Raw genomic sequence first — 13,483 nt, forward strand, 5'->3', positions numbered from 1 at the left:
GACCACCAGCTTACCAGCCGAACTCGTCGGCGAGGTCCTCCGCCCGCTGGCGCGAACCGAGGATCGGTCGCAGTTCGTCGACGAGCTGCTGCCGATAGCGGGGCGCGACGCTGCAGTCGTCCAGCAGGATGTCCTCGCCGGCGCCGCTCCAGACCTCGCCGAAGCAGGCCAGGCTGGCCGCCATCTGCCACAGGTCGTCGAAGCACGGGGCCGGGTCCCAGCCCCTGCCGCCATGCAGGTCGAAGAGTATGCGCCCGCTGCCGGTCTCGAGGATGAACGGGTCGGCGCCCTGGTCGGCCACCACCAGCCAGTCGTCCTGCCAGCCCGACAGGCGCTCGCCGCTGATGCCGTGCCAGCGATAGCCGGCCTGGCGCTGCCAGAGGCGGGCCAGGGACGGCAGGAAAAACGGGTTGCCGGCACTCTCCAGGGTGCAGTCGAGCGGGCCGACCTCGCGGTAGAAACGCTCCAGCTCGGCGGGCAGGGCGATATCGCCCTGCCAGTCGGCGGCGGGTTGCGCCGCGCAAGGCTCGCCAAGCGCCAGCAGGCGTTGGCGAATGTTCGCGGAAGCCGGGCTCATCCTCAGGCTCCCCGCTGCCAGAGCGCGTAATGTACGTTGCCGGCCTTCTTTTCCCGGTGCAGCCGCCAGTTTCCGGGCAGGCCGAGGGACGAGGGGACGCTCTCGCTCTCGGTATAGATCCAGGCGTCGGGGTTCAGCCAGCCGCGGGTTTCGAGCAGGCGGCAGGCGTCCTGCAGCAGGTTCTGATGGAACGGCGGGTCGAGGAACACCAGGTCGAAGGCGCTCGGAGCCTGGTTTCCCAGGTAGCGCACGGCATCGCCGAGGACCAGTTGGGCGGTGCCGCACTTGAGAGCGTCGAGGTGGTTGCGCAGGGCCGCCACCGCTTCGCCGTTGGTATCCAGGGCCAGCCCCTCGCGGGCGCCGCGCGACAACGCCTCGAGGAACAGCGCGCCGCTGCCGGCGAAGGGATCGAGCACCCGTGCGCCTTCGACATAGGGTGCCAGCCAGTTGAACAGGGTCTCGCGGACCCGGTCCGGGGTCGGTCGCAGGCCGGGCCCGTCGGGAAAGACGAAACGCCGGCTGCGCCATTCGCCACCGATGATCCGCAGCTGTCCCTGGCCGCCGTGGCGGCCGGGGGCTTTCGCAGTAGGTTTGCTCATCAATGCTCCGGAACGCCGCTGGGTTGCGGGGCCGGCTTGGCGGTGGGCGGCGGCAGGGGTTTCTGCGGCACGCTCGGGCCGGCGCTGACGATGACGAAGGCGTCGGCGTCCAGGTGCTTGGCCATGGCGGTCCTGACCTGTTCGACGCTGAGTCCCTCGACCTGCTTGAGGAAGCTTTCCAGATAGTCCAGCGGCAGGCCGTAGAAACCGATGGCGCCGAGCTGGCCGACGATGTCGGCGTTGCTCGCGGTGGACAGCGGGAAGCTGCCGGCCAGTTCGCGCTTGGCGTCGTCCAGTTCCTTCTGGGTCGGGCCGTTGGCCAGGTAGTCGCGGACGATGTCCTGGACCAGCTTCAGCGCACCTTCGCTGAGTTCGGCGCGGGTCTGGAAGTTGATCATGAACGGACCGCGTGCCTGCATGGCGGTGAAGCCGGAATAGATGCCGTAGGTCAGGCCGCGCTTTTCTCGCACCTGGTCCATCAGGCGGGTGCCGAAGCCGCCGCCGCCGAGGATCTGGTTGCCCAGGTAGAGCGCCGCGTAGTCGGGATCCTGGCGGTCGATGCCAAGCTGGGCGAGCATCAGGTGGGTCTGCTCGGAGGGGAAGTCGATGTGCGTCAGGCCGGGCTTGGGCGTTTCCGGCTGGACGGTCTTGGCCAGCGCCGGGCCCTGGGGCAGCGCCTTGGAGACTTCCGCGGCGATCGCTTCGGCCTCCTGCCGCGAGAGGTCGCCGACCAGCGCGATGACCACGTTGCCGGCGGCGTAGGCCTTCTTGTGGAACGCCTGCAATTGTTCGCGGCTGATCGGTGGAACGGACTTTTCGTCGCCGTCGCTGGAGTGCGCGTAGGGATGCTCGCCATAGAGGCGCTTGAACAGCTCCAGGCCGGCCAGCTTGCCGGGGTTCTGCTTCTGGTACTCGAAACCGGCCAGGACCTGGTTCTTGATGCGTGCCAGGGCGTCCTCGGGGAAGGTCGGCTGGCCGATCACCTGTTCGAACAGCTTCAGCGCCTGGGTCCGCTTGTCGGCATCGGACAGGCTGCGCAGGCCGGCCACCGCCATGTCGCGGTAGGAGCCGTTGCTGAACGAGGCGCCGAGGTCCTCGAAGCCGGCGGCGATGGCAGTGGTGTCCTTGCCCGGCACGCCTTCGTTGAGCATGGCGTTGGTCAGCATCGACAGGCCGGGGGTGCCGGCGTCCTGGCTGCTGCCGGCGGCGAAGGTCAGGCGCAGGTCGAACATCGGCAGTTCATGGGCTTCGACGAACAGCACCTTGGCACCTTCGGCGGTCTTCCATTCCTGGATGTCCAGCTTGCGATGGACCGGCGCCTGCTTGGCGACGTCCTTCAGCGACTGCAACTGGTTTTCCTCGACCGCCGCGGCATGGGCCGCCGCCGGGGTCTGGACGGGACGCGCGACGAAGTAGGCCAGCGCGGCCAGCAACGCGATGACGATCAGGCCGAGCAGGCCATAACGCAGCCCTGTGCGCTCACTCATGACGGGCCTCCTTTTCCTCGGCCTTCACAGGCAGCACTTGCGCCAGGGTCAGGCGCGACGGGGTGAAATAGGTGCGGGCGGCTTTCTGGATATCGTCCGGAGTCACTGCCCTGAGGGCCTCCAGGTCCTGGTCGATCAGCTTCCAGGACAGGCCGACGCTTTCCAACTGGCCGATACTGCTGGCCTGGGCGGCGATGGAGTCCTTCTCGTAGACCATCCCGGCGATCATCTGCGCGCGCACGCGCTCGATCTCCGCGGCGCTGGGCGGGTTCTGCTTGAGGTCGTCGAGCTGCTTCCACAGACCGGCCTCGACCTGCTCGAGGGTCTTGCCCTTCTGCACGTTCGGCGTGGCCGAGAGGACGAACAGGCTGTCGCCGCGGTTGAACGCGTCGTAGTAGGTGGAGGCGCCGGCGACCAGCTCCTCGCCGCGCTCCAGGCGCGAGGCCAGGCGGGCGCTGTAGCCGCCATCGAGCAGTGCGCCGATCAGGCGCAGGGCGTTGACTTCGCGAGGGTTCTCGCTGCTGCCCAGGCTGGGCACGTTGAAGCCCATGATCAGGTTCGGCAGCTGGGTGCGTACGTACAGCTTGAGCCGACGCTCGCCGGGCTCGGCCAGTTCCAGCGGCTTGCGCGCCGGCGGCAGCTGGCGCCAGGGGATCTCGCCGAAGTAGCGCTTGGCGAGGGTCTTGACCTCGTCGGCGGTGACGTCGCCGACCACTACCAGGGTGGCGTTGTTCGGCGCGTACCAGGATTCGTACCAGTGGCGCAGGTCGTCGATGGTCATGCGCTGCAGGTCGGCCATCCAGCCGATGGTCGGGGTGTGGTAGCCGCTGGCCGGGTAGGCGGCGGCCTTGAAGCGCTCGAAGGCGAGGGCGTTGGGATTGTCGTCGGTGCGCAGGCGGCGCTCCTCCTTGATCACCTCGATCTCGCTCTTGAACTGGTCGGCCGGCAGGCTCAGGTGGGCCATGCGGTCGGCTTCCATCTCCAGCGCCACCGGCAGGCGGTCGCGGGCCAGGACCTGGTAATAGGCGGTGTAGTCGTCGGTGGTGAAGGCGTTCTCTTCCGCACCCAGGTCGCGCAGCACCCGCGAGGCTTCGCCCGGGCCGAGCTTGCGGCTGCCCTTGAACATCATGTGTTCGAGGGCGTGGGACAGGCCGGTGAGCCCGGGTGTCTCGTAGCTGGAGCCGATCCTGTACCAGAGCTGGGAAACCACCACCGGGGCGCGGTGGTCTTCACGCACTATGACCTTCAGGCCGTTGTCGAGGCTGAACTCGTGGGTGGGCTGGGTTTCCGCCGCCTGGGCGAAAAGCGGGAGACAAAGGCTGGCTAGGAGCAGGCCGACGCGGCGGCGAGCTGGGGTTTTCATGGTGATCTGGACCTTTCGTGCCGCCACCGGGGTCTCAGGTCACTGCGGGGCAGGACCCTTAGCCCCGTCGGGCGAGGAGATGCTAGGATACCCATCCGTTTTCCGGGCGGCCACGTCCCGTGCCGCTCCCTTGAGATACAAGCATTCATGTTTGGTTCCAACGACGACAAGAAGGCCCCGCAGGGCGGGGAAAAGAAAGGTCTGTTCGGCTGGTGGCGGAAAAAGCCGCAAGCCGGCGAGCAGCCTGCCGATCAGCCTGTCGAGCCGGTCTCCGAGACGTCGGCCGCCGAGCAGCGCGCGCCTGCCGATGATGTGGCGCAATCCCTGACAGAACAGCCAGGTCGGCAGCAGCCCTCCGCTGCCGAGCCGGCCGAGCCGCCGGCGCCGGTTGCCGAAGCGCCGCTCGCCAGTGACGGGCCAGTGTCGGCCGAGGAGCATTCGCCCCGGCCCGAGGCGCCCGTCGCGCAACCCGAGCCTATCCTGGCTGCCGAGCCCGAGCCCGAGCCCGAGCCCGAGCCCGAGCCCGTTGTGCCGCTGGCCGCCGCTCCGGCAGTCAGCGAGCCGGCGACCAGGCCGGGCTTCTTCGCCCGCCTCCGGCAGGGACTGTCCAAGACCAGCGCCAGCATCGGCGAAGGCATGGCCAGCCTGTTCCTCGGTCGCAAGGAAATCGACGACGATCTGCTCGACGACATCGAGACGCGCCTGCTGACCGCCGACGTCGGCGTCGAGGCCACCACCCTGATCGTGCAGAACCTGACCAAGCGCGTGGCGCGCAAGGAGCTGGCCGACAGCGGCGCGCTGTACAAGGCGCTGCAGGAAGAGCTGGCCAGCCTGCTGCGCCCGGTGGAGCAGCCGTTGCAGGTCGACGTCGCGCGCGAGCCCTATGTGATCCTGGTGGTCGGGGTGAACGGCGTGGGCAAGACCACCACCATCGGCAAGCTGGCGAAGAAGCTGCAACTCGAGGGCAAGAAGGTCATGCTGGCCGCCGGCGACACCTTCCGCGCTGCCGCCGTGGAGCAGTTGCAGGTCTGGGGCGAGCGCAACCGCATCCCGGTGATCGCCCAGCACACCGGCGCCGACTCCGCTTCGGTGATCTTCGACGCGGTGCAGGCCGCCAAGGCCCGCGGCATCGACGTGCTGATCGCCGATACCGCCGGACGCCTGCATACCAAGGACAATCTGATGGAGGAGCTGAAGAAGGTGCGCCGGGTGATCGGCAAGCTGGACGAGACGGCGCCCCATGAGGTCCTGCTGGTGCTCGACGCCGGCACCGGGCAGAACGCCATCAACCAGGCCAAGCAGTTCAACCTCGCGGTGGAGCTGACCGGCCTGGCCCTGACCAAACTGGACGGCACCGCCAAGGGCGGGGTGATCTTCGCCCTGGCCAAGCAGTTCGGCCTGCCGATCCGTTATATCGGTGTCGGCGAGGGGATCGACGATCTCCGTACCTTCGAGGCCGATGCCTTCGTCCAGGCACTCTTCGCAGAGCGGGAGAACGCATGATCCGCTTCGAGCAGGTCGGCAAACGCTATCCCAACGGCCACGTAGGCCTGCACGAGGTGTCCTTCCGCGTGCACCGTGGCGAGATCCTCTTCGTCACCGGCCACTCCGGCGCCGGCAAGAGCACCCTGCTGCGCCTCATCCTGGCGATGGAGCGACCGACCAGCGGCAAGCTGTTGCTCGGCGGCCAGGACCTGGGGCGCATCACCACCGCGCAGATCCCTTTCCTGCGCCGGCAGATCGGCGTGGTGTTCCAGAACCACCAACTGCTCACCGATCGTACGGTGGCGGACAACATCGCCCTGCCGCTGCAGATCCTCGGCATGCCCAAGCCGGAGATCGCCAAGCGCGTGGCCTCGGCCCTGGAACGGGTGAACCTGAAGGAAAAGGGCGAGGCGTTGCCTTCCGACCTTTCTACCGGCCAGCAGCAGCGGGTCGGCATTGCCCGCGCCATCGTCCACCAGCCGGCCCTGCTGCTGGCGGACGAACCCACCGGCAACCTCGACCCGCGACTCGCCTCGGAAATCATGGGTGTGTTCGAGGATATCAATCGCCTGGGCACCACCGTACTGATCGCCAGCCACGACCTGGCCCTGATCGCCCGTATGCGCCATCGCATGCTGACCCTGCAGCGTGGCCGGATCATCGCTGACCGTGAGGATGAGGCCTGATGAGCGCCAACGATCTTCCCCGTGGCCCCGAGGAGGGCGCACCGGAACGCAAGACCCGCGAGAAACCGAGCCAGGAACAGACCGACTGGAGCGGCTCGTTCAGCGCCTACCTGGAAAGCCATCGCGCCAGCCTGGTGGACAGCCTGCGCCGGTTGTTCGGCCACCCGTTCGGCAGCTTCTTCACCTGCCTGGTGATGGGTATCACCCTGAGCCTGCCGATGGGCCTCTCGCTGCTGCTGAACAATGTCGAACGGCTCGGCGGCTCCTGGCAGCGCGCGGCGCAGATCTCCCTGTTCCTCGACCTGAAGACCAGCGAAGACCAGGGCCAGGACCTGCGCGAGCAGATCGAACGCCTGCCGGACGTGATCGAGGCCCAATTGATCAGCCGCGAGCAGGCGCTCAGCGAATTGCAGGAACAGTCCGGCCTGGGCGAAGCGCTCAAGGAGCTGCCGGAGAACCCGCTGCCGCCGGTGATCTCGGTCACGCCCAAGCAGATCGACCGGGCCGGCCTGGAGGCGCTGCGCCAGCAGCTCGCGGAGCTGCCTCATGTGCAGCAGGCGCAGCTCGACCTGGTATGGGTCGAGCGCCTGAGCGCGATCCTCAAGCTCGGCGAACGCTTCGTCTTCGGCCTGACCATCCTGCTGGTGCTGACCCTCTTGCTGGTGGTGGGCAACACCATCCGCCTGCACATCGAAAATCGCCGTAACGAAATCGAGGTGATCAAGCTGGTCGGCGGGACGGACGGATACGTGCGCCGGCCATTCCTGTACATGGGCGCGTTGTACGGCCTGGGCGCGGGCATCCTGTCCTGGGCGCTGCTGGCCTATTCGCTGAACTGGCTGAACGGTTCGGTGGTCAACCTTTCAGGGCTGTACGGCAGCGACTTCGGCCTGCAGGGCGTGCCGCTGGACGACGGCCTGTCGCTGACCGTCGGCGCGGTGCTGCTTGGCTGGGTCGGCGCCTGGCTGGCCGTGGCCCGCCACCTGCGCGAGCTGGCGCCGCGCTGAGGACAGGGGGATCACGATCGGCCAGCGGGTCGCTGTAAAGGAACTTATACACCCGCTTGCAGTCAGATATCCGAGTGCTACACTGCGCGAGTTTCGTGAATCGGAGGATTCGCATGACCACTTCTTTGCAACCTGTACATGCCTTGGTTCCAGGCGCAAACCTGGAAGCCTACGTGCACTCGGTGAACAGCATTCCGCTGTTGTCGCCGGAACAGGAGCGTGAACTGGCCGAACGCCTCTTCTATCAGCAAGACCTGGAAGCGGCGCGGCAGATGGTGTTGGCGCACCTGCGCTTCGTTGTTCATATCGCCAAGAGTTATTCGGGGTATGGCCTGGCCCAGGCCGACCTGATCCAGGAAGGCAACGTCGGCCTGATGAAGGCCGTGAAGCGTTTCAACCCGGAAATGGGCGTTCGCCTGGTGTCCTTCGCCGTGCACTGGATCAAGGCGGAGATCCACGAGTTCATCCTGCGCAACTGGCGGATCGTCAAGGTCGCCACCACCAAGGCGCAGCGCAAGCTGTTCTTCAACCTGCGCAGCCAGAAGAAGCGCCTGGCCTGGTTGAACAATGAGGAAGTCCATCGCGTCGCCGAGAGCCTGGGGGTCGAGCCCCGCGAAGTGCGTGAGATGGAAAGCCGCCTGACCGGCCAGGACATGGCGTTCGACCCGGCCGCCGACGCGGACGACGAGAGCGCCTACCAGTCGCCGGCGCATTACCTCGAAGACCACCGCTACGACCCGGCGCGCCAGTTGGAAGACGCCGACTGGAGCGACAGCTCCAGCGCCAACCTGCACGAGGCGCTGGAAGGCCTCGACGAGCGCAGTCGCGACATTCTCCAGCAGCGCTGGCTGTCCGAGGAGAAGGCCACGCTGCACGACCTGGCGGAAAAGTACAACGTCTCCGCCGAGCGTATCCGGCAGCTGGAAAAGAACGCCATGAGCAAGCTGAAAGGGCGGATTCTCGCCTGATCGCCGTGCCACGCGAAAACCGCACCCCGCAAGGGTGCGGTTTTTTTCTGCCCGGAGGAATCCCATGCCGCGCAATACCCGCTGGCTGTTCTACCTGTCGCTGGCGGTCCTGACCTTCGTCGTCGGCGCCTGGCTGGTCCGTACGCCGGAACCGGCGCGGCCGTTGCCGTGGCTGGCCGACTGGCAGGAGCAGGTGCTGGCGCCGTTGGCGGACAACGCCTTGACCCTGCGCCAGTTGCACGACGCGGTGGATGGCGAGTTGTGGGTGGACCCGCGCCTGGATGGCGTGCGCCTGGCCTTCCGCGGCCGCCTGCTGGGCGACGGCGGCCCCTGGCGGGTGGAGGGCGAGCTGGGACTGAGCGCCGAGGAGCAACTGAGCCTGCAGCGGGCATCCGCGTTGCAGCCTGGCAGTGCGCCGCAGCCATTGAGCGCCGGGCTGGAAGGACAGTTGGGCGACAAGCCGATCGTGGCGCTGAGCATGATTCCCGAAGGCAGGGTCGGCGCCGAGCGGCTGCTGGCCAGTCTCGGCCAGCCGCGCCTGCGCCTGCAACTGGCCCAGGGCGAGGCCTGGGTCTATCCGCAACTGGGCCTGACCGCGCACCTGCCGGACGACGACTTGCGGCTGATGCTCGCGGTGCCGCGCCAGGCCCTGGAACAACCGCCGCGTTGAGCTTTCAGCGCTCCAGGCGCAGCAGGTAGTCGTCGCCGCCCAATTGCCACATCTGCTGGCGAATCCAGGCCGCGCGCTGGCGCACGTAGGGTCCTGGCCTGGCCGCGCTCCATTTCAGCGGGCTGGGCAGCACCGCGGCGAGCTGGCTGGACTGGGTGCGGCTCAGGCGCTCGGCGTCGAGGCCGAAGTGATAGCGTGCCGCAGCCTGCGCGCCGAAGACGCCCGGGCCCCATTCGGCGCTGTTCAGGTAGACCTCGAGAATCCGCTGCTTGGTCCAGAGCGTCTCGATCAGCAGGGTGAACCAGGCCTCCAGGCCCTTGCGCAGCCAACTGCGCCCGGACCAGAGGAAGACATTCTTCGCCACCTGCTGGCTGAGCGTACTGGCGCCACGGATACTGCCGCCGCGCTCGTTGTGCGCGAGGGCCTGCTGGATGGCCGGCAGGTCGAAGCCGTGGTGCTCGGCGAAGTGCTGGTCCTCGCCGGCGATCACCGCGACCTTCAGGCTGTCCGGCAACTGCTCCCAGGAGCGCCAGTCGCGCTGCAGGTCGATGGGCTGGCCGTCGACCCAGGAGCCGATCTTGCGTTCGACCATGACCATGGTCCCCGGTGGCGGCACCCAGCGCAGGACCGCGACCAGCACGACGCTGGCGGCCATGAACCAGAGCAGGTACTTGAACAGGCGGCGGAACAGGGATCGCAACATGCGCGGCTTGGCTTGGAAGAAGGGGGCGGCCATTATAGCGGGCTGGATGCTATCACCGGAGTCTTGTCCATGCTTCGTCCCTTCCTGTTGTTGGCGGCATTTTTCGGTTTTACCGGCGTGGCCCTCGGGGCGTTCGCCGCCCACGGCCTGAAGAAGCAGCTCAGCGCCGAGTACCTGGCGGTATTCCAGACCGGCGTGCACTACCAGTTGATCCACGCCCTGGCGCTGTTCGGCGTGGCGCTGCTCGCCACCCGCCTGGACGGCCGCCTGGTGAGCGCGGCGGGTGGCCTGTTCACGCTGGGCATCCTGCTGTTCTCCGGCAGCCTCTACCTGCTGGCCCTCAGTGGCGTCGGCAAGCTCGGCATCGTCACCCCGTTCGGCGGCGTCTCCTTCCTCGCTGGCTGGCTGTGCCTGGGGCTGGCCGCCTGGCGCCTGGGCAGCGCCTGAGACCGGTTGCCTCAGGCGGCGCACTTGTCGACAAGGCGCCTTGGTCATCGGGGTGGATCGGGCTAGAATGCCGCTCCCTTTCACTTTCGTGACCGTCCAGCCATGCAGATTCAACTGAACGGCGAGCCCTTCGAGCTGCCCGACGCGCAGAGCGTCGCGGACCTGCTGGCCCGCCTGGAGCTTGGCGGCCGCCGCGTGGCCGTCGAGCTGAACCTGGATATCGTGCCGCGCAGCCAGCACGCCAGCACCGCGCTCAAGGATGGCGACCGCGTGGAGATCGTCCACGCCATCGGCGGCGGCTAGGCCTGGCCCCCGAACCCTTCCATCGGCCCCGCAAGCCTTTCCATCCAGGAGTCATCCGATGAGCCAAGCATCCAGTACCGATACCCCCTTCGTCATCGCCGGCCGTACCTATGGCTCGCGCCTGCTGGTGGGGACCGGCAAGTACAAGGACCTCGACGAGACCCGCCGGGCCATCGAGGCCTCCGGAGCGGAGATCGTCACGGTGGCGGTGCGGCGCACCAACATCGGGCAGAATCCCGACGAGCCGAACCTGCTGGATGTGATCCCGCCGGATCGCTACACCATCCTGCCGAACACCGCCGGCTGCTATGACGCGGTCGAGGCCGTGCGCACCTGCCGCCTGGCCCGCGAGCTGCTGGACGGGCACAACCTGGTCAAGCTGGAAGTCCTCGCCGACCAGAAGACCCTGTTCCCCAATGTCGTCGAGACCCTCAAGGCCGCCGAGCAACTGGTGAAGGACGGCTTCGACGTGATGGTGTACACCAGCGACGACCCGATCATCGCCCGCCAGCTGGCCGAGATCGGCTGCATCGCGGTGATGCCGCTGGCCGGCCTGATCGGCTCCGGCCTGGGTATCTGCAACCCCTACAACCTGCGCATCATCCTCGAGGAAGCCAAGGTCCCGGTGCTGGTCGACGCCGGCGTGGGCACCGCTTCCGATGCAGCGATCGCCATGGAGCTGGGGTGCGAGGCGGTGCTGATGAACACCGCCATCGCCCATGCCAAGGACCCGGTGATGATGGCCGAGGCCATGAAGCACGCGATCGTCGCCGGTCGTCTCGCCTACCTGGCCGGACGCATGCCGCGCAAGCTGTATGCCAGCGCCTCGTCGCCGCTGGACGGCCTGATCGACTGATACCGACCACCAGGGGCGGGCTGTCCGCCGGATGCGGGAAGCGTCCGGCAGGCAGCCCGCCCTTCTGTCTCTAGCAAGGTTTTCTTTTCCATGAGCGATACCCCGCAATCCCCGGCCCAGGACTCCCTGGCGGAACACGACGAAGCACGGCCGATGCGTACCGTGAAGAGCTTCGTGATGCGCGCCGGGCGCATGACCGAAGGCCAGCAGCGTGGCCTCGATCTGGGCTGGCCGAAGTTCGGCCTGGAACTGAGCGATAAGGTCCAGGACTTCGACGCGATCTTCGGCCGCCAGGCGCCACGGACTTTCGAGATCGGCTTCGGCATGGGCCATTCCACCCTGGAAATGGCCGCCGCCGCGCCTGACATCGACTTCATCGGCGTCGAGGTGCACAAGCCGGGCGTCGGCGCGCTGCTCAACGGCCTGCTGACCCAGGGCCTGGGCAATGTGCGGGTGTATAGCTCCGACGCGCTGGAAGTGCTGCGCCACTGCGTGGCCGACGCCAGCCTCGATCGGCTGCTGCTGTTCTTCCCCGATCCCTGGCACAAGAAGCGCCACCACAAGCGGCGGATCGTCCAGCCGGAATTCGCCGAACTGGTGCGGCGCAAGCTGAAGGTCGGCGGCGTCCTGCACATGGCCACCGACTGGGAGCCCTATGCCGAGCACATGCTGGACGTCATGAGCGCGGCGCCGGGCTACCGCAACCAGGCCGAAGACGGTCGCTTCGTACCGCGCCCGCAAGAGCGCCCGGTGACCAAGTTCGAACGGCGCGGGGAGCGCCTGGGGCATGGCGTCTGGGACCTCAAGTTCGAGCGCGTCGACTGATCCACCGCACCAGCGACGTACCCCTGGCGCCGAACCGGCACCGGGACTCCAAGCAGACCGGGAACACCCGGCGGACCTCACCTTCAAGCTGCACGTTTCCCGGCTTCGGCCGGATCCAATAATAAGAGCGGCACGGCTCGGCCGGCTGCAAAGGAGACTGCTGTGTTGAAGAAACTGGGCATCCTGTTGCTCGGGGCCGGTTGCGCCTGGGCGGCGCAGGCCAAGGTAGACGAAGTCCAGGCCGCACGCCTGGGCCAGGACCTGACCCCGCTGGGAGCGGAGCGGGCCGGCAACGCCGATGGCAGCATCCCGCCCTGGACCGGCGGCATCACCCAGGCGCCGGCCGGCTACCGGCCCGGCATGCATCACCTCGACCCGTTCGCCGCCGATCGTCCGCGCCTGGTCGTCGACAGCCGCAACATGGCCGCCTACCAGACGCTGCTGACGCCGGGCACCCAGGCCCTGCTGCAGGCCAACCCGGACTACCACCTGCGGGTCTTCCCCACCCGCCGCAGCGCATCCCTGCCGCAGCGCCTGTACGACGCTACCCGCGCCAACGCCAGCCGCGCCGAGCTGATCGCCGATGGCAACGGCGTGCAGGGCGCTGCCGCCGGCGTGCCCTTCCCCCTGCCGCAGAGCGGCCAGGAAGCGATCTGGAACCACATCATGCGCTACCGCGGCGAGCAACTGCACCTGCAGACCAACCAGGCGGCGGTGCTGGCCAACGGCAGCTACAACCTGCTCAAGCTCGACCGCTACCTGTACTTCGTCTATGGCCGCGAGGGGATGATCCCGGAGAACCTCGACAACACGTTGTTCTACTACAAGTACAAGGTGGTCGCGCCGGCGCGCCTGGCCGGTTCGGCGCTGGTGGTGCAGGAAACCCTCGACCAGGTGCTGTCGATCCGCAAGGCCTGGCGCTTCAACCGTGGCGAGCGGCGCGTGCGGCGCTTGCCGACCCTGGCCTACGACAGCCTGCAGCCGGATACCAACGGCATGGCCACGGCGGACACCGTGGATGTCTACAACGGCGCACCGGACCACTACGAGTGGGCGTTGCTCGGCAAGCGCGAGATGCTGGTGCCTTACAACAGCTACGCGGTGCACCAGAAGGGCCTCGCCTATGGCGACATCCTCAAGAGCCGCTTCATCAATCCCGACCTGCTGCGCTACGAGCTGCATCGCGTCTGGGTGGTCGAGGCGACCCTGCGCAAGGGCTTCAGCCATCCCTACGCCAAGCGCCGCTTCTACCTCGACGAAGACAGCTGGCAGATCCTCGCCACCGACATCTACGACAAGGATGGCGTGCTGACCCGGGCCCAGGAGGTCCATCCGATCAACTACTACGATGTGCCGCTGGTCTCCAGCACCCTGGAAGCGATCTACGACTTCAAGGGCGGCCGCTACTTCGTCGATGGGCTGGACAACAACGAGCCGATGTACGACTTCGGCGCGTAGCTCGGGCCGCGCGACTTCACCCCGCAGGCGCTGCGCCGGGAGGGTAACT

15 protein-coding genes are annotated in these 13,483 nt (G+C 67.5%); 10 read left to right on the forward strand and 5 right to left on the reverse strand.

Annotation, left to right across the window (positions count from 1 at the left end; translation table 11 throughout):
- Nucleotides 1-10: 10 nt before the first annotated feature.
- Genes HMPREF2886_RS27730 through HMPREF2886_RS27745 form a run of 4 tightly spaced genes read right to left on the reverse strand, consistent with a single transcriptional unit; the run spans nt 11 to nt 4,053 of the window.
- Nucleotides 11-577: a hypothetical protein gene (locus HMPREF2886_RS27730; RefSeq protein ID WP_039028037.1), complete on the reverse strand. Its 567-nt coding sequence runs from the start codon at nt 575-577 to the stop codon at nt 11-13.
- 2 nt (nt 578-579) lie between these two features.
- A complete protein-coding gene (rsmD, locus tag HMPREF2886_RS27735) occupies nt 580-1,176 on the reverse strand; it encodes a 16S rRNA (guanine(966)-N(2))-methyltransferase RsmD (protein WP_003102864.1) in 597 nt (198 codons plus the stop codon).
- On the reverse strand, nt 1,176-2,663 hold the full coding sequence (locus HMPREF2886_RS27740; RefSeq protein WP_033974085.1) for a M16 family metallopeptidase: 1,488 nt from the start codon (nt 2,661-2,663) through the stop codon (nt 1,176-1,178). Before HMPREF2886_RS27740 ends, rsmD begins: the two co-directional genes overlap by 1 nt.
- Nucleotides 2,656-4,053 (reverse strand): M16 family metallopeptidase, encoded by a 1,398-nt coding sequence (locus HMPREF2886_RS27745; RefSeq protein WP_073649045.1) that lies wholly within the window; start codon nt 4,051-4,053, stop codon nt 2,656-2,658. The genes HMPREF2886_RS27740 and HMPREF2886_RS27745 overlap by 8 nt, the downstream gene beginning before the upstream one ends.
- 120 nt (nt 4,054-4,173) lie before the next feature.
- Between HMPREF2886_RS27745 and ftsY the strand changes: the two genes are divergently transcribed.
- The 5 genes from ftsY to HMPREF2886_RS27770 all read left to right on the forward strand — a co-directional run bounded on the left by ftsY (nt 4,174) and on the right by HMPREF2886_RS27770 (nt 8,842).
- Nucleotides 4,174-5,529, forward strand: a complete 1,356-nt coding sequence (gene ftsY / locus HMPREF2886_RS27750; RefSeq protein WP_033974091.1) for a signal recognition particle-docking protein FtsY — start codon at nt 4,174-4,176, stop codon at nt 5,527-5,529.
- Nucleotides 5,526-6,197 (forward strand): cell division ATP-binding protein FtsE, encoded by a 672-nt coding sequence (ftsE, locus tag HMPREF2886_RS27755; protein ID WP_003084505.1) that lies wholly within the window; start codon nt 5,526-5,528, stop codon nt 6,195-6,197. Before ftsY ends, ftsE begins: the two co-directional genes overlap by 4 nt.
- Complete coding sequence (ftsX, locus tag HMPREF2886_RS27760; RefSeq protein ID WP_033974094.1) at nt 6,197-7,204, forward strand: permease-like cell division protein FtsX; 1,008 nt, start codon at nt 6,197-6,199, stop codon at nt 7,202-7,204. Before ftsE ends, ftsX begins: the two co-directional genes overlap by 1 nt.
- 113 nt (nt 7,205-7,317) lie before the next feature.
- Nucleotides 7,318-8,172 (forward strand): RNA polymerase sigma factor RpoH, encoded by an 855-nt coding sequence (gene rpoH, locus HMPREF2886_RS27765; protein WP_003084510.1) that lies wholly within the window; start codon nt 7,318-7,320, stop codon nt 8,170-8,172.
- Between the two features lie 64 nt (nt 8,173-8,236).
- Complete coding sequence (locus tag HMPREF2886_RS27770; protein ID WP_033974096.1) at nt 8,237-8,842, forward strand: hypothetical protein; 606 nt, start codon at nt 8,237-8,239, stop codon at nt 8,840-8,842.
- Nucleotides 8,843-8,846: 4 nt separating this feature from the next.
- On the opposite strand, the gene mtgA is transcribed toward HMPREF2886_RS27770, so the two are convergent.
- A complete protein-coding gene (mtgA, locus tag HMPREF2886_RS27775) occupies nt 8,847-9,578 on the reverse strand; it encodes a monofunctional biosynthetic peptidoglycan transglycosylase (RefSeq protein WP_079752026.1) in 732 nt (243 codons plus the stop codon).
- A gap of 36 nt (nt 9,579-9,614) precedes the next feature.
- Between mtgA and HMPREF2886_RS27780 the strand changes: the two genes are divergently transcribed.
- The 5 genes from HMPREF2886_RS27780 (at nt 9,615) to HMPREF2886_RS27800 (ending at nt 13,434) form a co-directional block, all read left to right on the forward strand.
- Complete coding sequence (locus tag HMPREF2886_RS27780; protein WP_033974098.1) at nt 9,615-9,992, forward strand: DUF423 domain-containing protein; 378 nt, start codon at nt 9,615-9,617, stop codon at nt 9,990-9,992.
- A gap of 102 nt (nt 9,993-10,094) precedes the next feature.
- Nucleotides 10,095-10,295 (forward strand): sulfur carrier protein ThiS, encoded by a 201-nt coding sequence (gene thiS, locus HMPREF2886_RS27785; RefSeq protein WP_003084514.1) that lies wholly within the window; start codon nt 10,095-10,097, stop codon nt 10,293-10,295.
- 58 nt (nt 10,296-10,353) lie between these two features.
- Nucleotides 10,354-11,151: a thiazole synthase gene (locus HMPREF2886_RS27790; protein ID WP_003084517.1), complete on the forward strand. Its 798-nt coding sequence runs from the start codon at nt 10,354-10,356 to the stop codon at nt 11,149-11,151.
- Between the two features lie 153 nt (nt 11,152-11,304).
- Nucleotides 11,305-11,976, forward strand: a complete 672-nt coding sequence (trmB, locus tag HMPREF2886_RS27795) for a tRNA (guanosine(46)-N7)-methyltransferase TrmB (RefSeq protein WP_218189076.1) — start codon at nt 11,305-11,307, stop codon at nt 11,974-11,976.
- A 162-nt stretch (nt 11,977-12,138) separates the two neighbouring features.
- Nucleotides 12,139-13,434, forward strand: coding sequence for a DUF1329 domain-containing protein (locus HMPREF2886_RS27800; RefSeq protein WP_070748774.1), 1,296 nt, complete (start codon nt 12,139-12,141; stop codon nt 13,432-13,434).
- Nucleotides 13,435-13,483: the final 49 nt, after the last annotated feature.

The organism is Pseudomonas sp. HMSC066A08, from assembly GCF_001813025.1.
GTDB classification, from domain to species: domain Bacteria; phylum Pseudomonadota; class Gammaproteobacteria; order Pseudomonadales; family Pseudomonadaceae; genus Pseudomonas; species Pseudomonas aeruginosa.